Origin of the sequence: Pleionea sp. CnH1-48 (assembly GCF_024124665.1) — a bacterium.
GTDB lineage: Bacteria > Pseudomonadota > Gammaproteobacteria > Enterobacterales > Kangiellaceae > JAMXSB01.
The window spans coordinates 1-20,096 of sequence record NZ_JAMXSB010000006.1 but is presented as its reverse complement, the minus strand read 5'-3'; the positions used below and the strand labels follow the sequence as shown (position 1 = coordinate 20,096).

The following is a 20,096-nucleotide window of genomic DNA, read 5'->3' as shown; positions in this document are numbered from 1 at the left end:
AAAGTTATGAAAAATAAAGAAGTGATAGACGGTTTGGATTTTGAAGGGAAAGTAGTCTCGTTTGGAACAGAAAGTGAGAACTTGGCAATAAAAAATATTTCATTCGAAAAACAGTTTGGAAGAATCTTTGTTGTTGGAGAAGTCCCCGCAGGAGCGACGAACAATGATTGGGCGGCTGGTCGTCCATGTGCGATTGCGTGGGATTTAATACAGGACTACATGGTGTTTGATAGTGAAGATCAATACTCTGAAGCCTTGGAGAAAAGCTGAGTGCAGAAGTGAGTGAGACTGTTTTTTATCATTAGAAGGTAATGAGTTGTGGACAAGATGGAGCTTATTAGTAAACAGATCGCTTCTGGTTCTGAGGGAGCTATTGAAGCGGCCATTAAATATTTAATGAAGTTAGATGTGATTCTTGACTCGGTTTTGCGAGAGGTTTCTTAATGTGGTTTAAGCTAAGTGCTATGGTCGGAATATCTAGTGAATTTTCCTGAATTAAAAAGCTCTGCAAATCATCGAATGTAGATACTGGACGATTTGCAGAACTTAGTATTTGCTATTTAAATACCTTTGGTGAGTTCTCTGAGTGATTTAATGTAAAGACTCATTCTGTATAAAACGTATCCTATGGTGATTGCGAAAAACAGGCTAACAGGCGTTAAGGTCATTTCATGAAACTTGAACAATAAATAAATCGATGGAACTGCTACAATCGATAAGAATCCAGCCCACTGATTTTTTTTTAAAACGCCAAAGAGCAGAGAGCCTAACACCACAAGCGCGATAATTAACAGCGGAGGCATTACAACAGAGTTAGTAGTAGCATGAGCTGTTTCTGGCACAATACTGGCACCAAACCACTGTATTTTTGCACCACTTTCTAAAGCTGCGTTAATAATTGCGCTATAAAATATTGAGTAAGTCAGCAAGAAAAATCCGATTATTAGAGTTCCTGCATAATAAAACACCTTCGGGATATGGAGTGAGCTAAGCCAGTTTAAACTCTTCTGTTTATTAGGAGTGCTCTGGGATTCGGCTTCCAATTCAAGCCTGCTAACGCCAAATGCAGCTAATAGAGCATTTAAGGTTTCTAAAGAGCAGGTATGAGTGTTTTCCAGTCGTTGTATAGTGCGAAGACTCACATTGCATATCTCTGCCAACTGTTGTTGAGACCAGCCTTTGTTATTGCGTAATTTCTTTGCTACATCTGTTTTCAAGTTCATATTCATAATGGAAAGCTCCAGTGGTTGAAAACTCTAATTTAACCTAGCTTTCCCTTCTCCAATGACGTTACGACACCGACTGTCATAGTGTTTACGTATAAAAACGCTCAAAAAACAAACTTTTTAGGCGTTTAATTATCTTTTCCCTATTCTACTGAGAAAAAACAATTATTAGCAATGGCGATACTTTGTTAAATATTGGCCTTTACCGACCCTTTGCAATGTATGAGTTGCATACAAAAAAAGGGGGCATCTCTAGATTTAACGTATGGCTTGGCTGTTTCTGACATCCAAGAACATAGCACTTAAGTTCTTGAAATATTATCCTTGTAATTAAGTTGTATATACCCAAAGAGCGAAGCCTGCAGTCTCAAGTTCAAAGGAAAGTTGAGTTGCTTTTGACCTAGAGGAATCCATATTGATTATTGGTTGGCTTGGTTCATCAATTCAGAAGAGTGGGGACTACTAGACACCCTGTTTGTGAGAATCCATAAGTGCATCTCGTGAACGGACGTTTTTTGATCAAGAGTGCTTATCTATTTGAGTTTTCATCAAATGCTAAATTCTACGTATTATTGGAAAATCACTCTGCGAAAAAAAGCACTTTCTCTTCATGAGATAAAGCTTCATTTAACAGTTAGGATAAAAGGAATTTGTTGATTAATGTCCCTGTATTTTCTCTGGTAAGTTTATATGATGGTGGCATTGGAACTGGAGAGAAATTAGCTCTCGTATATAAAGGAAAAGTATGAAGATACTAATCGGTTTGGTATGTCTGCAAACTATAGTGCTGGTCTTCTTGGCGGCAAAAATATTCTCCATTGAAGAACAGGTTATTTATCTTAAGCCTGAGAGTCAGCGTAATTATGTTGAAGTGAGAACTGATGACGCTCAATACGAAGATATAGAGCCAGAGACTAAATCTATCACACTAACGGATATCCAGCAGGTAGTAAAAAAAGAACTCGCTTTGGCTTTGAGTGAGCTGAATTTATCGAGTGAGAGTTCTCACGTCAGTCTGAACTCGCAGCATGAAGCAGAGTCTAGTCCCGAGGCGGTGATGTCAGTTGATGAAAGCCTGGACTTATACTTAAGTGATGGTGATTTTTCCTTACAGGAGCAAGGCGAATTTGAAAAAGCTTTAGCTCAACTCAATCATTCTGATAGAAAAAAGCTCTTGCAAAGTATGTCGAAGAAGTTAACGCAACAAAAAATTGCTATTTATCAATAATCATTCAACGATTCTAGAAAAGGAAAATATCATGAAAATGAAAAGTATTGTACTGTCTGTTCTTGTTTCTGGGTTATCACTTCAAGCTTTCGCTGGTTTAACTCAGCCTGCGCCAGTTACTATTGATACGGAAAATCGATTTGCATCCGGTGATATGGCCACAGCACGTTTTTCTAAGAACGCATCTGAAGCGATAGGGTGTGGCATTCGGAAAGTTGCCGTTTCGGATGAAGAAGTTATTTCTTTTGGATTTTGTCAGGCAAGAGTATCGGAGGAAGATGATGGTTTTGTATTTTGTTCTACCCAAAACAAAGAACTATTAGATGGCATTAACTCCATTAGCAGCTACTCATTTATCTCCTTTGCTTGGAATGAAGACGGAGAATGTACACGTATTGGTAATTCTACCCAGTCCCACTATATTCCTAATTTTAAGCGCAAGAAAAACAAGTCATAATGCAACGAGGCGTTTGTTTATATAAACAAACGCCTCGTTGAACTTTCTGTACGTCTTCTGTGTCTATTGTTCATGTTTTTTCTGATTAATTACAACATGAACAAGAAAAAGTTATTATCGTTATTCTTTTTGTCTACATTTTCGGTATCTCTACTGGCTGGTGAGTTGTTTACTGGTTTTCCTGAACAAGTAAAACCCAATGACAAGTATGTTTTTTATTCTCATGGTTTTATTGTTGAAGGGGATAATCCAACACCGGAGCATCCTCGTTGGGGAGTCTACGACTACCCTCTGGTCAAAAAGTCACTGTCTGATGCAGCCTATCATTTGATTGCCTATCATCGTAAAAAAGATATTCAGCCTATCTTGCATGCAAAGGAGTTAGCGAACAGTGTTAACCGTTTGATAAAAGCGGGGGTAAAACCTGAGCAGATTACTTTGCTTGGTTTTTCACGCGGTGGCTCGTTGTCAGTAATGGCTTCAAATGAGTTAAAAAACAGTAAGGTAAATGTGATTATCCTCGCAGGATGTGGTGGCATATTACGTAGACATTCAGAAACACAAGCGTACGGTAGAGTATTGTCGATTTATGAAACATCGGACAAAACCGGATCATGTGACCATGTGATAGAAAGAAGTCCTAATGTGGTTGATTTCAAAGAACTGGCAATATCCACAGGTAAAGAACACGGTGCTTTTTACCTGCCTAGAAAAGAATGGGTAACTCCCGTTAAAGACTGGATTAAGAGCAAGCCATCTATTAGTAAACAATAACTGCAGACAGCCTGCCTTTTATGATAGTGCTAGATATTGAAGGTCACTCTTTCGATATCTAGTACTTTCTGAAAACTTGGTCGCTGAATCGTTGTTTTAATCATTCGAGTAACGTTTTTTCCTAGCGTAATATCAATATCAAAAAAACTCCCCCAATTTGCATAAACACATAGCAAATAATCAATAATCGAAGGGTGCTCACCCATCATAAACGTCCGAGTCGCGAGTTGTTTATCAACAAGGGTCCAAAGTGCAGAGATAGCGGAAGCTCCCTTTTGATACATTTGCTTTTGTGCGTCCCCGTCTAAGTTCTTCATAGCAAAAAACAAGCGGTTATAAGCGGGGTGCATCGTCGCATAATTGAAGAATAAGTGTTGGTGGAAGTTAGCTTTCTCAGCGAGACCTCCTGGCAGGTTTGAGTCTTTGTGTTTTTCGAGAAGATAGAGTGCAATAGCTGCGCCTTCACGTAGTTGAAGATCGCCATCTTCTAACACAGGGACCATCATAGCAGGGTTAATCTCTGAGTAATTATCAACTTCATTAATGTTTATAATGTTCACATCTTGTTGAAGCTCATTGAGTAGAACATGAATACCCATCGAACACGAACCGGGTATAGAATAAAGCTTGTACATAGTGGTTTCCTTTTATCTGTTGCTAGCGTGAAAAACTCTGCATTTGCTCGATAATTTCATTAAATAAATCGAGAGCTTTGCGATGTTTAATAAGGGGAGCACCCTGACCTGCATAATGAGAGGTATAACCAGGATTACTTTGTTGGCTGGAGGCGTGTTTAATCGGGCCAGTAAAGAAGCTTTGCATTGGAAAGGGCAAAGGTAAGTGAGGAGATTCCTCGATATTGTTAACAAAAAAGTTAGGAATAAACCGTGCGAGCCGTCCTGTGAAGGCTCTACTTAATACGGTGTGATGAACGGCATCGCTAAACAAGGCTTCTCGATGGAATGCATCGGTTCCTGATTCATCACAGGCCAAAAAAGCTGTGCCTATTTGTACTCCCTGAGCACCGAGTGAGAAAGCCGCTTTAACACCGCGAGGATCAGCAATCCCACCTGCAGCGATGACTGGCGCTTTTACTCGGTCGACAATTTGTGGTACAAGCGCCATGGTTCCATGAAGAGAGTCTTCTGCTTCTTTCATAAAGGACACCCGATGTCCGCCCGCTTCGAATCCTGTGGCTACGATGGCATCGACTCCTGCATGGTCTAAGGCGAGAGCTTCGTCTAAAGTTGTTGCTGTGCCGATAGTGGTGATGCCTTTGCGTCGGCAGGACTCGAGGATATCTTGGTGGGGAATACCAAACACAAAACTGAAAACTGGTGGTGCTGCTTCTATTAAAGCTTCGACTTGTTCTTCGAAACGTTCGGTGTATTGAGAAACATAAGTTGGAGGTGTGATGTTCAGCGCTTCGTAAAAGGGTCGAAAAAGCTGAAGGTAGCGCTCGAAATCTTCTTGTTGCATACCCAAGCCACCTTCATCATGGTCAGAGACCCACAAGTTGATAGCGAAGGGATGCTGAGTTGTCTGTCTAACTTGATGCACCAAGGTATGAAGTTTATCCGGTGACAAAATGTGCGCGCCGTAGGAACCTAACCCTCCTGCATCTGATACTGTTTTGAGTAATTGAATGCTTGATAGGCCTCCGCCAAAAGGTCCTTGAATAACGGGATATTGAATTCCGAGTGTGTGGCTTAATGCATTGATATTCCACATAGATAAATCCTTCTATGGTGAGTGTGAAGTCTAAATCTATTGTAATCATACCAAGTTACTTTTGGATACTAAGTTCTTGACGAAAACTCAAAAATGTAGTTACCATTTAGTAACTTAGTTCTTCTTTTCAGGTGAATTTATGGCGGTTGTTAGACGCAAAAATAGAGTAGCTCCCCCTCCAGAAAAGTGCCCTCTTACGGAATGCTTAAGTATTATTGGTGGTGCCTGGACACCCAACATCATCTGGTATTTGAGTGTTCAGCCACGACGTTTTAGCGAGCTCAAAAATGATCTGGGAAGCATATCACCAAAGGTGTTAACAGAAAGGCTTAAACGACTAGAAGCGGATGGTGTGGTTTTGCGAGAAGTAAAACCTACTTCTCCTCCCACTGTTGAATATTCATTGACGGAATTGGGGAATGAGTTGAAGCCCGCGATCGAAGCCATTGTCAATGTTGGGCACCGTTTAAAAGCACTAAAGCAGCAATAAAAGTCTCTGCGCTATTAATTCTTTCTGTCTTTTTCCAGCGAAGATAAAACACCGCGCAGCATACTGATTTCTTTGGCCGATGGTTCTGCTCTGCTGAATAGATGCCGTAATCTCTGCATGGTTTCGCTGGGCTGCTTGGTTCGTAAGTAGCCAGAATCCTCCAGTGACGATTGCAGATGTTGGTAGAAACGATTGACGTCTTCCTGCGTAGCAAACTGCGCTTCTTTGTCGGTTATTTCTTCGTTAGTAGCAACATGATTACTTAGTTGTTTGAACAGCTCATAACAAACAATCTGAACCGCTGCAGCCATATTTAATACGTCGTATTCGGGGTTACCGGGGATATAGAGAATTTGCTGACATAAATTAATATCGGCGGTACTCATTCCCATTCGTTCTCTACCAAACACGATGGCGATCTTTTCGGCAGGATTTTCTTTGATCCACTGAACTGCTTGCTCACAGGTGCGTTGAGGCCGTCCATAACTGTGTTGTTGTCGAGCCGTTGTTGCAAACACCTGAGTACAATCCGCTATGGCTTCCTCAAGACTGTTGACCAATACCGCTGACTCTAGTAAATCAACAGCTCCTGCTGCACGGCTGGTGGCTTCTGGATCAGGGTATTTTTTTGGATTAACCATATAAAGCTCTTGCAGCCCCATGGTTTTCATTGCTCGGGCAACGGCGCCAATGTTTCCAGGATGATAGGTTTGAAGTAAAACGATTCGAATGTTTGGTAACTTTGCAGACATCTAAGTGCTCGTTGTTTGGCAGTATAAAAAGTTTTAAAGTTGCTGACGATAAGACTCGCCAAAGCCGCTTATTGTAATCTTTCACCAGGCTTTCTTCTAGAGTGTTGCCTTTACATTCTAATAAAGCACCGGGCATGGTTTTTTGCCAGTTATCTAAGTTTTTGTAATCTCACCGAGTAATGCCGCACTGAGTGGGCTTTTATCTCAACTCAGGCTCTTCTAACTTATTGTTGCTAATGATATTTTTTTAAAGATTAGATACTTTACCTAGGTTACAACTTTGTACTTTACGGCCTGTTGGTCTATAAGTTGATCTTTACAGGTTCTATTTTTACCCAAAGAAGAAACAACGAGAAAAGTTATGTTCAAAGTGCTCAGCTTTAAGATGAAGATAGCACTGCCTTGTGTAGTGATGGCGCTCTCAATGTTGGCAATCGGTGGATTGTCAATCAGCACTAAGTCGAGACTGGTTGATAACATACATGTTGTTGTTAACCAACATTTGCCCGCCGTTTCTTTAATTCTTAATGCTGATCGCGATCTGTATCAGGCCAGAGTCGCACAGGAGAATCTGGTTATTTTTGGCAAAAACGGGCAGCCAACGGATACCTTTAAAAAAGAGTTTGATGAAAATGCCACTCAAGCAAAAGACAGAGTTAAGCTGTTTTTAGATAAAATGAACGACCAGCGGGCCTCTGAATTATTAGCTCAGTTTGATAGCCACTACCACTCCTGGTTTCAGGCTGCGCAAGAAACCATAAACTTGGCTCAAAGCGGTCGCTTTGATGAGGCCTGGCGTTATAACACTGAGGTGACGGTTGCGCGGTTTGAGCAGCTGCGAGACTATTATGATAAAGCCGGTGAGCTTGCCGATGCTAAAGCCGCTGAACATGTTGAACATACACAATCCATTAGTGAGTCGAGTGCTTATTGGGTGTTGATAATTCTAACGGCGACCTTACCGTTGAGCTTGTTAGTAGCATGGGGAGGTTATCGCTCTACACTCAAAGTAATGAGAGAGTTCCAATCTCAGGTGAGTGCTGTTTCAAAAGGAGATTTAGCGGCTCGCATGATCGTCCATTCGAAAGACGAACTGGGAACTATGGCTGAGGACTTTAATAAACTGATTAATCACTTTCAGGATATTATTCGTTCTATTCGTGGTCATGTTGACACCATCAATCATGAGACTGCTGGCTTGGAAAACATTGCTCGTGCAAACAGTGATTACGTTAATCGACAGACCAGCTCTCTTGATCAAATGGTATCGTCGATAGAAAAAGCACAAAGAGCCACTCAGGATATGGCTCATAATGTGAGTAGCACTGCAGAGCGGGTGAGTGAAGCCACTGGAGCGGCGACACGAGGATGTGATATTTACAGTCGTTCAAACGAGAAGATGCAGGCTTTGTCTACCAAGATGCAAGAGGCTCGTGCAGGCATCGAGCGTTTGGCCGATGGTTCAAAGAAAATTGCCTCCATGATTGATGTGATTCAGGGGATAGCAGAGCAAACGAATTTGTTAGCTTTAAACGCTGCGATAGAAGCTGCCCGAGCGGGTGATCAAGGACGCGGGTTCGCAGTTGTAGCGGATGAAGTGCGAGGTCTTGCAAGCCGAACTCAAACATCGACAGCAGATATTAATGCCATGATCGATGAGCTGAATGCGAATGTATCTGGAGCTGTCGATTTGGTTATGGATGGATGTGAAACCGCAGAGGATACGGCATTACTCTTTGTTGAATCTAACACCGCGAATCAACAAGTGATGACTTATATTCGAGATATTGACACTATGTCTACTGGAATCGCCTCAGCGGCTGAGCAACAAGCTCATGTTACTCAAGAGGTTCATGACAATATTCAAATCTTAAACAGTGGTGCTTCAGAAAGTACTCAACGTTCAGATGAAGTATCGCGAGCCACCAGTGAGTTAATGGGCAGAGCCAGCGAGCTGTCTAAACACATCAGTCTTTTTCAAGTAGGCGAATAGGGGAGGATTTAAAAGCTCCCCTCTTTGCTCAAACTGCTTTTCTTCTCTGCATAATCTTTCTTTAAAAAATATTTAATCGTTTTAATCTAGGTCTTAGGTCTGATTTTTCCAAAGTGCAAAAGCTTTAGGCTCTTTAAACCACTTGGGCAGTGGTAAACCAAGGCGTATCTCTGCAGTTGAAGAATTCTCATTCTGTTTGAGATAAATGCATGTTCAATGTCTAACTACAGGAGCGAAGTGATGGACGTTAAACTCAGGAGTATCCGACTATGTTTACTTTTTCTCATTCTTTCGATGAGTTCATTAACTTATGCACAGGGTAAAAGTTTTAACAATCCAATCAACAACTCGTTGCATAAATTTGTTGCTGCGAATTACACCGACCTCGGTGTTAACGCTGATGGCAGCATGCCATCGGACCAAACGACATTAGTTAATAATGCTAGCGCAGATCTTGAACGGTTAAAAAATCTAGGTGTAACTAATGTTAGAGTCTGGGCCTTCATGGGATACGACACACATGAATACAGCAAGATGTCTAACCGAGTCAATTGGCTGGCCAACTTGGCAAGAAGCAAAGGGATAACATTAACCGTTGATCTCTTCGACGCATCTGGAGAAACCACACTACAGACCTTGCTTAATCATAACGATCATATTAACAACATGATCAACTATGTTATTGGAGGGAATGCTAACAAGAATTATATCTACTGGTCACTAGGAAATGAAGTCAAGGGGCATACTGATCCGTTAGCATTTGCATCTTACTATAAGGACAAAACCGATATGATGCGACAGAAAGGCGCATTGCATATCAGCTTTCATCCTGTTCCCGGCTCCTTGGAGCACCTATGGAATGGCGTCACTAGAGAAGCGGCTAAGCAAGTGATTGATGCATCCGATGATATCTCTGTTCATTTTTATGCTGCGGGAGCCAGAGCTAATGAGATGAGTGTGAATGGATTAGAGTTTGGTTCTACCATTCAGTGGATTAATTTAGCTCATGAACGATGCAAACCTGCGATTATTGGCGAGTTTGGAATTTCCAATCTAAGCCAACGAACGGACGCTAACGTTACCGACTGGTTAAACTACTTTAGAGAAAATCTGAAAGTGGATCAGGTATCTTTTTGGCAGTTTACTAAAGACGAGGCCGGGCATGTTGATCCTCAGTGTTTTTGTGCGACAAATCTCGGAGTAGGTAACGGCCCTCATATTTCTGCAATGAATGGCTATCTTGGTGTTGCGGCAACACATCCTGGACAGTCTAGTTGTGGCTCTCAACCTCCAGGTGGTGGCAACATCAATTTTGCAACAGGAAGATCTAACCCTGTTTATATCAAAGCTTATCATGGTCAGTACCTAAGTTCCGAGAATGGTACTCAGTTTATTAATGCCAATAGAAATGTGAGAGCTGATTGGGAAACTTTTTATATCTTTCCCAATAGTGATGGCACCTACAGCATTCAGGCAACCAACAATTTATACCTGGACGTTAATCAGCGCAGCGGACATTATTTGCAGTTTAATAATTCAAACAGACAATGCTCAGACTGCAAGTTTATTATTGAGCCTATTGGAGGTGACGTGTATGGAATAAAGCCTGCTGCTACAGGTAAGTATATGTCATCGGAAAACGGACAAAGTGCAGTAAGAGCCAATCGAAGTCATCTAAATATTTGGGAACAATGGACCATAAAAAATATTAGTGGTGGCAGTTCTAATAACTGGAAAACCGTATTTTCCAATGCAGCGGAGCTGGTTGTTGGCCAAGTCTATTATTCTAACAACAACGAGTTTCGTTTGGTGATGCAAGGCGATGGCAACTTGGTACTTTATCGATCCAATGGAACACCGGTTTGGCATACTTCAACTCATGGCAATCATGGTGCCCGTTGTTTTTTGCAAAGTGATGGAAATCTAGTGATTTACAGTACAAGTGGACAACCATTATGGCATACACATACTTATGGAAATAGTGGCGCAATATTGCAAATGTCTAATGATGGAAAAATTCGTATACGAAAGAATAATCAGACGTTGTGGCAGTCGTCTTAAAGTAAAAAAGTGGCTGCTCAATAGAGAGCAGCTGCTTTATATAAACAATGGTAAGCTAATAATTTTTACACATGTTAGTCAAATAGCTCTTCGTAGCGGTCTTCAGATTGAATGTCTTTGTTCATCACTTCGTATTCCATCAAATCGATATCCATAGCGCCAGCTTCTGCAGCATTTTCTAGATGTTGCCACATCATTGCCTTATCTCCTACATGATGATAATAAGATGCAATAGCCATTGATAAATACATATCCGCTTCGAGCTTTTCTAGCTCGGCTACCAGACTTCTATGGCTTTCAGCTCGCTCAAACTTTACCAGAAAAGTGAGCAAGAAAGTGCCCGTACTGATATCTGAAGGGGCAATGTTATAGGCTTGTTGAAAGCATTCTTCTGCTTTCTCCAGGTTGTTATTTTTTGAATAGAGCTCTCCCATTCGTAGGTACAGATCGTCGCGACCCTCAAAGTAGGTAGGGTTAATCGATTGCATTTGCTCCATGAGTTCAATCGCTTTACTGTGGTCATCTTTTTCGAGCGCTTGCTCTGTTTTAGACTTAATAGCCAAAAATTCTTGTTCATTCATGATTGATATCTTCCTCGTATTTTTCTACTTAAAGCAGTAAAGTCACTGAGAGTTAAGTTTCTTTTTATTAGTGTAGACTCCATAGTGACTCATTAGCTTATCCAGTTTGGGCTGAATAACCGTTTGACAAAAGGGTTTATCTGGATTGCTATAATAGTAGTTTCTATATTTTTCGCTATTCTCTTTAAAACGATTAAAAGCCAAAACTTGGGTGATGATCATTTTATTAATATCGGCTTGTACTTTTGTGATGCAGTTCTCGGCTTGTTGAGCCTGATGTTCGGAGAAGTAATAGATGGTGCTGCGATATTTGCTTCTCATTGAGTGGTTAGAGGTGCTGCTGTGAGTGGCTAGATGTATAGTAATGAGTGCTTCCAGAGGTAGCTTTTGTGAGTCAAAGTGAACAATAACGCCTTCAGACAGTGAATCATGCTCATCGAAGGAAGCCAGCCAACCTTGTTCTACCTTTGTCACTCCTGATAAAGATTGAAATACGGCTTCTGTACACCAGTGACATCCACCGCCAAAGCCTATTTTTTGGTGATGAGAAGTCGTCACTTTTATATCCCTCTTCACCTGAATATCTTCAAAGATAGGGTTTCACTGACTCAGATATATAGAAGTCCACCGACTTTTCAGTAATGTCTTTTGGATCGTGTATTTTAATGTGCCTTCTTCTTTTTCCACCACCTTCTAAAACTTTATGAGGATCAGGGAAATCTGCTCCATCACTGAACTCGATAGAAACATGCTGTTTATAAGAAAATATGCCACCGACTAAATAACCCGAAACATTGAAAACGATTCCGCCGTATTTAATGTCTTCATCTAGTGGTACTTCGGCTTGATGAAATAGTTTTCTTATGGCGCTGATGGTGTCGTATCGTTCACTAGAAACAAGCTGTATATCCTTAAGAAAGTCTTCTAACTTTGATGACATAATGGGTTTCCTTTTCTAGAGTTCAGGGTTTCTTGAAGCTTATCAAATTTAGTAGTGTGTATCACTTTTTCTATCAGCTTTTATAGGGTTAGCAAGGCTCTTCCCACACTGGCGTATCGGCGAGTTTATCAGAAATAAAATCGATCAAATGTCGACAGCGAAGCGAAAGAAAGCGGTTCTTTGGATAAACCGCATACGCATGCATGGTTGGCAGCGAGTACTCTGTTAATAAGGGAATAAGTTTTCCTGCTGTCAACTCTTGATGAGTGATAAACGTAGGCAAACAAATAATGCCATGACCTTTGATTGCCATTTGTTTTAAGAAGTCCCCGTTGTTGGCTTTCATTTTGGAGTTGACTTCGACACGCCTTGGTTGGCCTTGTTTGTCAGCTAATAAAAGGCTGTTGTTGCCACCGCTGTATTGCAGAAAGGCATGCTGACTTAGCTCTTCAAGGTTTCCTGGAGTTCCATTTTGTTGAAGATAGTCAGGGCTTGCACAAATGACATGTCGCACCGATGTAATGCGTTTGGCCTGAAGACTGGAGTCGTCTAGTTTGCCGATACGAATAGCCAGTTCATATCCTTCTCCTATCAGGTCAATCTGACGGTCGGAGAGATCCAGTTGAAAGTTGAGTTGTTCATTTCGACGAGCAAATTCATCGATGATATTGCCCAGTTGCAAAAGCCCAAATGACAAAGGCGCGGTGATTTTTAAGGTGCCTTCAATACGGGAGGTTTTTCCACTGGTTTGCTCATTCAGCAGATTGACTTCTTCAAGGATGCTTAAAGCGTGCTGATAGTAGCGATTGCCTGCTTCTGTCAGATTGGATTTTCGTGTCGTCCGGGTCAATAGCTGAGTGGAGAGTCGCTTCTCAAGGGTATTCAAACGCCGACTAACCGCTGACTTCGCGATATCTAGCTGTTCGGCTGCTTTGTTAATACCGCCTGCATCGACGATACGAACGAACATTTCCATATCTTCCAGTTGGCCCATGGGTGTTCTCAAAATCAGAATAATGATTTGTCATTCTCTGTGTTTATCCTTTTTTCGTCAACAGTTAAGCTATTGTCATTGTTTAGAGACACATTACATTTTGGAGAACACAATGACTAAAGTACACGAGCTTAGCGCACCTGCAGGTCGCTTCTTATTAGCAATGGTTTTTATCATGTCTGGCCTTAATAAAATCGGTGCTTATGCTGCTACTCAAGGCTACATGGAGGCCATGGGCGTTTCTGGGATGCTATTGCCTGCGGTTATCGCGCTCGAAGTGATTGCAGGAATTGCGATTGTGATTGGCTGGCAAGCTCGTATGGCTGCCTTTGCATTGGCTGGGTTTAGTGTCTTATCTGCCATACTGTTTCATGCAGACTTTTCTGATCAGACTCAAATGATCATGTTTATGAAAAATATCACCATCGCTGGTGGCCTATTAATGATCGTTGCGCAAGGTGCCGGTGCCTATGCCATCGACAGCCGAAAAACAGCGGAAGCTTAGGCAGAAAATATTCATAAAAAGTGCATCAGGTTTGAGTGACCTTTGAGCTCACTCAAATCCGTTGTAACTAAAACATGCTCTGATATGACAACGAAATAACTAGGAGACACACATGGGACTGCTTGTTGAAGGCCAATGGCGCACCGACTGGTACGACACTAAGTCGACCGGAGGCAAATTTGTTCGTAAAGATTCCTATTTTCGCAACTGGGTGACCGCTGATGGTCAGGCTGGTCCAACGGGACGAGCTGGGTTTAAGGCTGAGTCAGGCCGTTATCATCTTTACGTTTCGTTAGCATGTCCGTGGGCGCACAGAACACTCATCTTTCGTCATTTAAAAGGCTTGGAAGATATGATTTCGGTTTCTGTTGTTAACGCGTTTATGGGAGAAGAAGGGTGGACTTTTGAGCCAGGAGAAGGCGTTGTTGAAGACAACATTAATCAGGCCAAACGAGTGCATGAACTTTACACGCTGGCTATGTCTGATTATACCGGTCGAGTGACTGTTCCTATCTTATGGGATAAGCAACAAAAAACGATTGTTAGCAACGAATCGGCAGACATCATCAGAATGTTCAATAGTGCTTTTGATCATTTAGGAGCAAAAGCAGGCGACTTTTATCCCGAAGAAAAAAGAAAGCAAATTGATGAGCTAAATGATCTGGTTTATCACAATATCAACAACGGTGTTTATAAAGCCGGTTTTGCAACAACACAAACCGCTTATGAAGAAGCCGTTAATGAGTTGTTTGATACCTTGGAGCAGTTGGAGTCCATACTTAGCAAGCAGCGTTATCTGACTGGAAATCAAATAACAGAAGCCGATTGGCGTTTGTTCACCACCTTGATTCGTTTTGATGCTGTTTATGTCGGTCACTTTAAATGCAATAAAAAACGAATTCAGGATTATGTTGCACTGGGGGCTTATCTTCGCGATCTGTATCAGCAGCCGGGTATTGCAGACACCGTCAATATTGAGTACATCAAAGCTCACTACTATGCTTCTCATACCAGCATTAACCCGACCCAGGTGATTCCCGTCGGGCCTGAGCTCAATCTGAACGAGCCTCATCATCGAGAGGCTTTGTCTTAAACCGCGCATTTTTTGCTAAGAAACCCAACTTAAGGAATATCCCATGCGTTGGAAAAATACCGAAAGAAATTATGGTGTCATTGCAAAAACATTACATTGGCTGACGGCTTTATTGTTTTTAGGTGCTTATGTCAGTGTGTATTACCGACAATGGATTACTGAAGCAAAAACACCAGAAAACTGGACTGCGTTGCAGTTGCATTTATCGTTTGGAGTATCGATTGGCGTCCTGGTATTACTGAGAATTATTTGGCGCTGGATGAATCGGCAGCCTGATGAAGAACCCGGAACAGCATTGGAGCATAAAGCTGCTCGCTTCGGACATTACGCGCTTTACGCCGTTATGATCATTATGCCTTTGACTGGCTATATGGGGACGGGTGTTGCGACGGAGTTTTTCTTTTTATTTGATGCGGTTAAGTTTTCTGATACCTGGATGTTTACCGGGTTGATTGAGCAAGGACTTGGAATAAGCTTTGAAGCTTTCGAAGCGCCGATTGATTTTATTCATAAAGAGATTATGGGGGCCTGGGTCGTTTGGTTACTCATACTGGGACATATCGGTGCGGCTTTATATCACCATTTTGTAAAAAAAGATCGAACGATTAAAAAAATGACAGTCGAGCGTACTGAGAATTAACCATCTTTCATTCGGACCAGTGAAAGAGACTATTGAGAGGAGACATCATGAGCAACCCAGTTATTGCAGACAATAAACCTGTAAAGGTGAGTTTAACGAAAGGTGAAGAATATTATTTTTGCGCTTGCGGGCGTTCAAAAAATCAACCCTTTTGTGATGGCTCCCATGCTGGAACAGACTTCAAGCCAAAAGCTTTCACTGCCGAGGATGATGGTGACGCATACCTTTGTCAGTGTAAACATACGGGGAGTGTGCCGTTTTGTGATGGCACCCATAAACAGTTTGATGCAACACAGGTAGGCAAAGAAGGTCCGGGCGTTAAGGTTACGGATGCAAGTATTCCTGTTGCCAATGCCACTAAAGAAGAGCCTACGGTTGAGTTTATTCATCAACTGGCTCGTGAGGGACTATCTAAACTGGGGCATCATGGTCCTATGACTTCCATGGGGATACCTCGTTATCAGTTACCTCACTGGGATGAACTGCAAGTGATGACCGCACAAATGGCGGCCAAACCTTTGATGGAAGACATGCCTGTTAATACCGAGCTGGTGATAGGACCACAAGCTAAGAAGCCGCTTAAACTAAAAATTCCGCTGTTTGTTTCTGATATGAGTTTTGGGGCGTTATCCTTTGAGGCAAAAGTGTCTATGGCCAAAGGCGCTGACTTGGCAGGCACCGGGATTTGTTCGGGAGAAGGCGGCATGTTGCCCGAAGAACAGCAAGCCAACTCACGTTATTTTTATGAGCTAGCGAGTGCGCAATTTGGTTATGACGAAGCATTGTTAAAGAACGTTCAAGCGTTTCACTTTAAAGGCGGGCAGGGAGCTAAAACTGGAACGGGAGGCCATTTACCTGGCAATAAAAACGTTGGAAAGATATCAGAGGTTCGTGGCATTGAAGAAGGCCAGCCCGCCATTTCTCCTCCGACCTTCAAAGAGCTTCATACGGCGCAGGACTATAAAGCCTTCGCAGATCGTGTGCGTGAAGTAACAGGAGGAATTCCCATTGGTTTTAAGCTGAGTGCCAATCATATTGAGCAAGATATTCAATTTGCTTTAGACGCCAGCGCGGATTACATCATTCTTGATGGACGTGGTGGAGGCACAGGCGCAGCTCCCGAGATGTTTCGTGATCACATCAGTGTGCCGACAATTCCCGCTTTGGCTAGAGCGCGTCGTTATCTGGATGAGCAGGGCGCGAGTGGGCGAGTCACACTGATTATTACCGGTGGATTACGAGTGCCTATGGACTTTGTGAAAGCTTTAGCTCTGGGAGCCGATGGTGTTGCGGTTTCTAACAGCGCCATGCAAGCCATCGGTTGTGTGGCCGCGCGAATGTGTAATACCAATAACTGCCCTGCAGGAATTGCTACGCAAAAGAAAGATTTAAGACAACGGTTGAATATTGAAAAGTCGTCAACTCAGTTGAAAAACTTTTTTGAAGCATCAACCGAGCTGATGCAAGTAATGGCTCGAGCCTGCGGCCATCATTCGTTGAGTGAGTTTAATCAGGAGGATTTAGCAACCTGGCACCGAGAAATGGCATTGTTATCTGGTGTTCGGTATTCAGGAGTGAAAGAGCCTGGATGAGCTTGATGGTGTGATCTGTTATGATAGAAAGCTCTCAAGGTTGAGGGCTTTTTTGATGACGATAGAGAAACTATGAAAAAATATATAAATAAAGTATTAGGATTAGCGCCAGAAAAAATTGGCATTAACGATGAGCAGCTCGTGATAGAAAAGGAAGGGCAAGCGTTACAACTAGAAGTAAAAGATATAAAGGAAATTAACTTTCATTACCATGCCGTCAATGGCGTTATGTCTGTCTGGGAGTTTAAGGATATGTCTGGTGATACACTAAGTGTCAGTGGAGATGCTAAAGGTATGGATAAAGTGCTCTTGTTTCTCGAGTCAAAACTTGCCAGCTTTAACCTTGAAGGTTTTGACAGAATGTTAGCAGAAGGTGATGTTGTGGACTCTCTTTGTGTCTGGAAAACTCAATAGGTAAAGCTCAAAGAAAGACTCATCATTTTTAACAGAGAAAAATAGAAGCCTTTAAGTACAAGACTTCTATTCAAAGTGAAACTGGGAAGTGAGAACTTATACTTTCACTAATGAGACATTGCAAGTCGCCTTGTTGACAACGGCATTTGCAGTTGAACCAAGAAGCGCTTGAACACCTTTCTGTGAATGGGTGCCCAAGATAATCAGATCTGCATTTTTCTTCTCTGCTAGAGAACATATATGTTGGTAAGGCTTACCTACTTTTATAAACTGGCATTTCTCAGAGATATCAAACTCACTCGCTATCTCTCGAATTTTAGGCTTAGCTTCTTCTTCTAGTTCCTTTTGGTAATCCTTTGGAAGAAGAGCATAAGGGATAACATGGACAACAAGAAGCTGGGCATCACATAGCTTTGAAAGTTGAGATGCGTGCGAGAGTACTTCTTTTCCTTCATCAGAAGCTTCAATGGCGCAAAGAATGGTTTTAAACATAGTATTATCCCGTACAATAATGTTTTGTATTCTCAGTGTAACTACATTATAGCCATGCTGGCTTGATCTAGGTCAAGAGTCAGCTCATTTTAGGCATTGAGCTTTTTAGTCTTCTATTGTTGTTATCGCACTTGTGAATGATGTTGTTAAAGTCTTGCGCCATGCAAAAATTATGTGCTGTCCCAGATACCCCAAAATTTCCTCAAGAAACATTGAGAACTGTTACTTTTTACTCTCTAGTCGGTCAACTAATTTTATAGCTTCTTTTAAAGCTTGTTCTCGCTCTGGCAGGAACACATTTTTCACCCAGTCTCGATGAGGTGGCAGAGTCTCTCCGTTTCTTTCTTTTTCTTTCAACACAGGTTTGAACTTGTGCCAATGCGCATGAGAGCCATCTTCGAGGTATTCATTAGCTTTCAATATATCGCTTTCTATTTCCTCGATTCGATCCATTATGGCTTTTTTCTTGTATTTTGCTTCCATTATTATTTCAATCCTCTAGATGAATAACGCCGCCAACAGGGGACGAAAAGCCAGAGCTAAGAGCCAATTTTTTGCTCCCTCTAGCCTTGTTAATATTAGTTGCACGACAATATCTCATTGAATCTTGGTTTCGTATATTTAATCTCTGCCACAACGTCTTCGGGGTCGCCTCGATGATGATATTCGCCCTCATCAAAGGCCAGGTAAACATCGTAAGCTGGTGATGGTAGAAGTATTGTTGTTTGATGATAAAAATACGTCATCTGTCATGAAGTCAAAGAGCCAGTTTGCAGCGCCATCACTAAATTCAAAATTGTATCGACCATCTTGGTATCCCTTTGCCAGAGCAATTGCGAATGAATTTACAAAATCAACTAGCGAGAGGTTTTGCGAACTTGCGAAATCTACTGCCGTACTATAGCTCAGCTCGTACTCGCTTGCTTGATTCAGAATCTTATCTAGATTCATTGGTATTCCTAACTGTGTGATTAACAGAAATTTTTCTTGCTCTGAGAGTATTTATATTTTTCCCGATTTTATTACATAGATAAAGCATAACATATCAGCTTTCATTTTCAGGTTAAAGGCTTATGGAACATGTGCTGAATGCTTACAAAAGTCTCTTTTCTGCCTAAAAAGGTACCAACTTCGAAAGGCCGTTTTTAATTGTGGATGTTAGTCAAGCTCAAGGTTCGTACAAAGAAAATGGAGATGGGGTTCATTACGCTATTTGTAATCTTTATTTTCACAGCTTTACTCATTTTGAAGCTGTGCTGAGCCTATTGTTGTTAATAGAAATTGAAAACTCAAAATGGCGAGACGTCATAGACTTGAACTGTTGTATAGAGCGTTCTGGAGAGAGTTCCGTAAAGAAAAAACAAGAAAACTCCGCAAAGCCTTGTAGCAAAAGACACGAAGTGTTGACTGTATGGGAAAGTGAAAACTGGTAGAGACTCTTGCGAGTCTCTAAATTTGGTGGACACCTAAATAAGACTATCTATACAGATGAATAAATGTCGTTGATTTTTTTTTCGATTATTTCAGACATTCGTAATAATCAACGGACTGACTTAATCAAGTATCCACATTTATGATTCGTCGATTTCCAAGAATTGCATTAATTTCACAAAAGCAATTCATCAAATTTCGGATTTGTAGTAGTTTAGGATTACTTTTTCGATAAATGGGGTAAAGAATTGCATTCTGATTTATCGAACATCAGTGCTTATAAGAACATGTGAATATTGGATTATGACTCCGTCAGTTAAAACACTCGTAAATGAGAGGCTTGATAAAGAATCTAGTAAAGAAATGCTAGCTTTATTGAAAAGAATGGGGCTGGTTTGGCCCGAAGAACTTAAAGTTGCCGCAACTACACGCTAAGTTCTAAATAAGGTGCTTACGATGAATAAAAATGAACTGATTGACTCTTTAAAGAAAATGTCTGATTACGAATTAGTTCAAGTTATGTCAGAAGTACTCCCTTTAAGAGAACCATTTAATACTGAACTTTTGGTCAAAACTGACCGGCTCCCATTTTTAGATCCACCTTGTAGTGAAGACGGGCTCATCAAAATTCGCTGTTACTTAGGAACTCTTTAGGCGACAGATTATTAAGAGCTTGATGAGGTCGACTCTCGTTGTACTCTA

At 41.5% G+C, this 20,096-nt stretch carries 24 protein-coding genes; 13 read left to right on the top strand and 11 right to left on the bottom strand.

Features of this window, described 5'->3' with window-relative positions:
- Positions 1–6 precede the first annotated feature (6 nt).
- A complete protein-coding gene (locus tag NH399_RS10570; protein ID WP_253040138.1) occupies positions 7–270 on the top strand; it encodes a hypothetical protein in 264 nt (87 codons plus the stop codon).
- 290 nt (positions 271–560) lie between these two features.
- On the opposite strand, the gene NH399_RS10565 is transcribed toward NH399_RS10570, so the two are convergent.
- A complete protein-coding gene (locus tag NH399_RS10565) occupies positions 561–1,229 on the bottom strand; it encodes a helix-turn-helix domain-containing protein (RefSeq protein WP_253040136.1) in 669 nt (222 codons plus the stop codon).
- A 742-nt stretch (positions 1,230–1,971) separates the two neighbouring features.
- On the opposite strand from NH399_RS10565, the gene NH399_RS10560 reads away from it, so the two are divergent.
- The 3 genes from NH399_RS10560 to NH399_RS10550 all read left to right on the top strand — a co-directional run bounded on the left by NH399_RS10560 (position 1,972) and on the right by NH399_RS10550 (position 3,685).
- The gene (locus NH399_RS10560) at positions 1,972–2,454 is read left to right on the top strand and encodes a hypothetical protein (protein WP_253040134.1); all 483 of its coding nucleotides are present in this window, start codon (positions 1,972–1,974) and stop codon (positions 2,452–2,454) included.
- A 31-nt stretch (positions 2,455–2,485) separates the two neighbouring features.
- The gene (locus tag NH399_RS10555) at positions 2,486–2,911 is read left to right on the top strand and encodes a hypothetical protein (protein WP_253040132.1); all 426 of its coding nucleotides are present in this window, start codon (positions 2,486–2,488) and stop codon (positions 2,909–2,911) included.
- 96 nt (positions 2,912–3,007) lie between these two features.
- Positions 3,008–3,685: an alpha/beta hydrolase gene (locus NH399_RS10550; protein ID WP_253040130.1), complete on the top strand. Its 678-nt coding sequence runs from the start codon at positions 3,008–3,010 to the stop codon at positions 3,683–3,685.
- A gap of 29 nt (positions 3,686–3,714) precedes the next feature.
- On the opposite strand, the gene NH399_RS10545 is transcribed toward NH399_RS10550, so the two are convergent.
- Together NH399_RS10545 and NH399_RS10540 are read right to left on the bottom strand one after the other, a co-directional pair.
- The gene (locus tag NH399_RS10545; protein WP_253040128.1) at positions 3,715–4,320 is read right to left on the bottom strand and encodes a glutathione S-transferase family protein; all 606 of its coding nucleotides are present in this window, start codon (positions 4,318–4,320) and stop codon (positions 3,715–3,717) included.
- Positions 4,321–4,342: 22 nt separating this feature from the next.
- A complete protein-coding gene (locus tag NH399_RS10540; protein WP_253040126.1) occupies positions 4,343–5,416 on the bottom strand; it encodes a nitronate monooxygenase family protein in 1,074 nt (357 codons plus the stop codon).
- A 139-nt stretch (positions 5,417–5,555) separates the two neighbouring features.
- On the opposite strand from NH399_RS10540, the gene NH399_RS10535 reads away from it, so the two are divergent.
- On the top strand, positions 5,556–5,906 hold the full coding sequence (locus NH399_RS10535) for a helix-turn-helix domain-containing protein (RefSeq protein WP_253040124.1): 351 nt from the start codon (positions 5,556–5,558) through the stop codon (positions 5,904–5,906).
- Between the two features lie 14 nt (positions 5,907–5,920).
- On the opposite strand, the gene NH399_RS10530 is transcribed toward NH399_RS10535, so the two are convergent.
- On the bottom strand, positions 5,921–6,658 hold the full coding sequence (locus NH399_RS10530; protein WP_253040123.1) for an RNA methyltransferase: 738 nt from the start codon (positions 6,656–6,658) through the stop codon (positions 5,921–5,923).
- Positions 6,659–7,019: 361 nt separating this feature from the next.
- On the opposite strand from NH399_RS10530, the gene NH399_RS10525 reads away from it, so the two are divergent.
- A complete protein-coding gene (locus NH399_RS10525) occupies positions 7,020–8,651 on the top strand; it encodes a methyl-accepting chemotaxis protein (RefSeq protein ID WP_253040121.1) in 1,632 nt (543 codons plus the stop codon).
- 240 nt (positions 8,652–8,891) lie between these two features.
- Positions 8,892–10,712 carry a cellulase family glycosylhydrolase gene (locus NH399_RS10520; protein WP_253040119.1) on the top strand — a complete coding sequence of 607 codons (1,821 nt, stop codon included), beginning with the start codon at positions 8,892–8,894 and terminating at the stop codon, positions 10,710–10,712.
- Between the two features lie 74 nt (positions 10,713–10,786).
- On the opposite strand, the gene NH399_RS10515 is transcribed toward NH399_RS10520, so the two are convergent.
- From NH399_RS10515 to NH399_RS10500, 4 genes are all read right to left on the bottom strand, one after another.
- Positions 10,787–11,293, bottom strand: coding sequence for a tetratricopeptide repeat protein (locus NH399_RS10515; protein WP_253040117.1), 507 nt, complete (start codon positions 11,291–11,293; stop codon positions 10,787–10,789).
- A gap of 42 nt (positions 11,294–11,335) precedes the next feature.
- Positions 11,336–11,869: a peptide-methionine (S)-S-oxide reductase gene (locus tag NH399_RS10510; protein ID WP_253040115.1), complete on the bottom strand. Its 534-nt coding sequence runs from the start codon at positions 11,867–11,869 to the stop codon at positions 11,336–11,338.
- A 10-nt stretch (positions 11,870–11,879) separates the two neighbouring features.
- Positions 11,880–12,233, bottom strand: coding sequence for a DUF1801 domain-containing protein (locus tag NH399_RS10505; RefSeq protein ID WP_253040100.1), 354 nt, complete (start codon positions 12,231–12,233; stop codon positions 11,880–11,882).
- A gap of 88 nt (positions 12,234–12,321) precedes the next feature.
- Positions 12,322–13,227, bottom strand: a complete 906-nt coding sequence (locus NH399_RS10500; protein WP_253040098.1) for a LysR family transcriptional regulator — start codon at positions 13,225–13,227, stop codon at positions 12,322–12,324.
- A gap of 112 nt (positions 13,228–13,339) precedes the next feature.
- Here NH399_RS10500 and NH399_RS10495 point away from each other — a divergent pair, with 112 nt between their 5' ends.
- From NH399_RS10495 to NH399_RS10475, 5 genes are all read left to right on the top strand, one after another.
- Positions 13,340–13,732 carry a DoxX family protein gene (locus tag NH399_RS10495; protein ID WP_253040096.1) on the top strand — a complete coding sequence of 131 codons (393 nt, stop codon included), beginning with the start codon at positions 13,340–13,342 and terminating at the stop codon, positions 13,730–13,732.
- Positions 13,733–13,844: 112 nt separating this feature from the next.
- Positions 13,845–14,825: a glutathione S-transferase family protein gene (locus NH399_RS10490; protein WP_253040095.1), complete on the top strand. Its 981-nt coding sequence runs from the start codon at positions 13,845–13,847 to the stop codon at positions 14,823–14,825.
- Between the two features lie 43 nt (positions 14,826–14,868).
- Entirely contained in the window at positions 14,869–15,465 is a 597-nt protein-coding gene (locus NH399_RS10485) for a cytochrome b (protein WP_253040093.1), read from the top strand.
- A 47-nt stretch (positions 15,466–15,512) separates the two neighbouring features.
- Positions 15,513–17,057 carry a glutamate synthase-related protein gene (locus NH399_RS10480; protein WP_253040091.1) on the top strand — a complete coding sequence of 515 codons (1,545 nt, stop codon included), beginning with the start codon at positions 15,513–15,515 and terminating at the stop codon, positions 17,055–17,057.
- Positions 17,058–17,129: 72 nt separating this feature from the next.
- On the top strand, positions 17,130–17,471 hold the full coding sequence (locus NH399_RS10475; protein WP_253040089.1) for a hypothetical protein: 342 nt from the start codon (positions 17,130–17,132) through the stop codon (positions 17,469–17,471).
- A 96-nt stretch (positions 17,472–17,567) separates the two neighbouring features.
- On the opposite strand, the gene NH399_RS10470 is transcribed toward NH399_RS10475, so the two are convergent.
- The 3 genes from NH399_RS10470 to NH399_RS10460 all read right to left on the bottom strand — a co-directional run bounded on the left by NH399_RS10470 (position 17,568) and on the right by NH399_RS10460 (position 18,914).
- Entirely contained in the window at positions 17,568–17,963 is a 396-nt protein-coding gene (locus NH399_RS10470) for a universal stress protein (protein WP_253040087.1), read from the bottom strand.
- Between the two features lie 222 nt (positions 17,964–18,185).
- Positions 18,186–18,446 carry a hypothetical protein gene (locus tag NH399_RS10465; protein WP_253040085.1) on the bottom strand — a complete coding sequence of 87 codons (261 nt, stop codon included), beginning with the start codon at positions 18,444–18,446 and terminating at the stop codon, positions 18,186–18,188.
- A gap of 192 nt (positions 18,447–18,638) precedes the next feature.
- Positions 18,639–18,914, bottom strand: a complete 276-nt coding sequence (locus tag NH399_RS10460; protein WP_253040083.1) for a hypothetical protein — start codon at positions 18,912–18,914, stop codon at positions 18,639–18,641.
- 936 nt (positions 18,915–19,850) lie between these two features.
- On the opposite strand from NH399_RS10460, the gene NH399_RS10455 reads away from it, so the two are divergent.
- Positions 19,851–20,048, top strand: a complete 198-nt coding sequence (locus tag NH399_RS10455; protein WP_253040081.1) for a hypothetical protein — start codon at positions 19,851–19,853, stop codon at positions 20,046–20,048.
- The last annotated feature ends 48 nt before the right edge of the window (positions 20,049–20,096 follow it).

Excerpts from the sequence above, each read along its gene's own strand:
- NH399_RS10570 (WP_253040138.1), top strand. The coding sequence starts at position 7 with ATGAAAAATAAAGAAGTGATAGACGGTTTGGATTTTGAAGGGAAAGTA.
- NH399_RS10565 (WP_253040136.1), bottom strand. The coding sequence starts at position 1,229 with ATGAATATGAACTTGAAAACAGATGTAGCAAAGAAATTACGCAATAAC.
- NH399_RS10560 (WP_253040134.1), top strand. The coding sequence starts at position 1,972 with ATGAAGATACTAATCGGTTTGGTATGTCTGCAAACTATAGTGCTGGTC.
- NH399_RS10555 (WP_253040132.1), top strand. The coding sequence starts at position 2,486 with ATGAAAATGAAAAGTATTGTACTGTCTGTTCTTGTTTCTGGGTTATCA.
- NH399_RS10550 (WP_253040130.1), top strand. The coding sequence starts at position 3,008 with ATGAACAAGAAAAAGTTATTATCGTTATTCTTTTTGTCTACATTTTCG.
- NH399_RS10545 (WP_253040128.1), bottom strand. The coding sequence starts at position 4,320 with ATGTACAAGCTTTATTCTATACCCGGTTCGTGTTCGATGGGTATTCAT.
- NH399_RS10540 (WP_253040126.1), bottom strand. The coding sequence starts at position 5,416 with ATGTGGAATATCAATGCATTAAGCCACACACTCGGAATTCAATATCCC.
- NH399_RS10535 (WP_253040124.1), top strand. The coding sequence starts at position 5,556 with ATGGCGGTTGTTAGACGCAAAAATAGAGTAGCTCCCCCTCCAGAAAAG.
- NH399_RS10530 (WP_253040123.1), bottom strand. The coding sequence starts at position 6,658 with ATGTCTGCAAAGTTACCAAACATTCGAATCGTTTTACTTCAAACCTAT.
- NH399_RS10525 (WP_253040121.1), top strand. The coding sequence starts at position 7,020 with ATGTTCAAAGTGCTCAGCTTTAAGATGAAGATAGCACTGCCTTGTGTA.
- NH399_RS10520 (WP_253040119.1), top strand. The coding sequence starts at position 8,892 with ATGGACGTTAAACTCAGGAGTATCCGACTATGTTTACTTTTTCTCATT.
- NH399_RS10515 (WP_253040117.1), bottom strand. The coding sequence starts at position 11,293 with ATGAATGAACAAGAATTTTTGGCTATTAAGTCTAAAACAGAGCAAGCG.
- NH399_RS10505 (WP_253040100.1), bottom strand. The coding sequence starts at position 12,233 with ATGTCATCAAAGTTAGAAGACTTTCTTAAGGATATACAGCTTGTTTCT.
- NH399_RS10500 (WP_253040098.1), bottom strand. The coding sequence starts at position 13,227 with ATGGGCCAACTGGAAGATATGGAAATGTTCGTTCGTATCGTCGATGCA.
- NH399_RS10495 (WP_253040096.1), top strand. The coding sequence starts at position 13,340 with ATGACTAAAGTACACGAGCTTAGCGCACCTGCAGGTCGCTTCTTATTA.
- NH399_RS10490 (WP_253040095.1), top strand. The coding sequence starts at position 13,845 with ATGGGACTGCTTGTTGAAGGCCAATGGCGCACCGACTGGTACGACACT.
- NH399_RS10485 (WP_253040093.1), top strand. The coding sequence starts at position 14,869 with ATGCGTTGGAAAAATACCGAAAGAAATTATGGTGTCATTGCAAAAACA.
- NH399_RS10480 (WP_253040091.1), top strand. The coding sequence starts at position 15,513 with ATGAGCAACCCAGTTATTGCAGACAATAAACCTGTAAAGGTGAGTTTA.
- NH399_RS10475 (WP_253040089.1), top strand. The coding sequence starts at position 17,130 with ATGAAAAAATATATAAATAAAGTATTAGGATTAGCGCCAGAAAAAATT.
- NH399_RS10470 (WP_253040087.1), bottom strand. The coding sequence starts at position 17,963 with ATGTTTAAAACCATTCTTTGCGCCATTGAAGCTTCTGATGAAGGAAAA.
- NH399_RS10465 (WP_253040085.1), bottom strand. The coding sequence starts at position 18,446 with ATGGAAGCAAAATACAAGAAAAAAGCCATAATGGATCGAATCGAGGAA.
- NH399_RS10460 (WP_253040083.1), bottom strand. The coding sequence starts at position 18,914 with ATGAATCTAGATAAGATTCTGAATCAAGCAAGCGAGTACGAGCTGAGC.
- NH399_RS10455 (WP_253040081.1), top strand. The coding sequence starts at position 19,851 with ATGAATAAAAATGAACTGATTGACTCTTTAAAGAAAATGTCTGATTAC.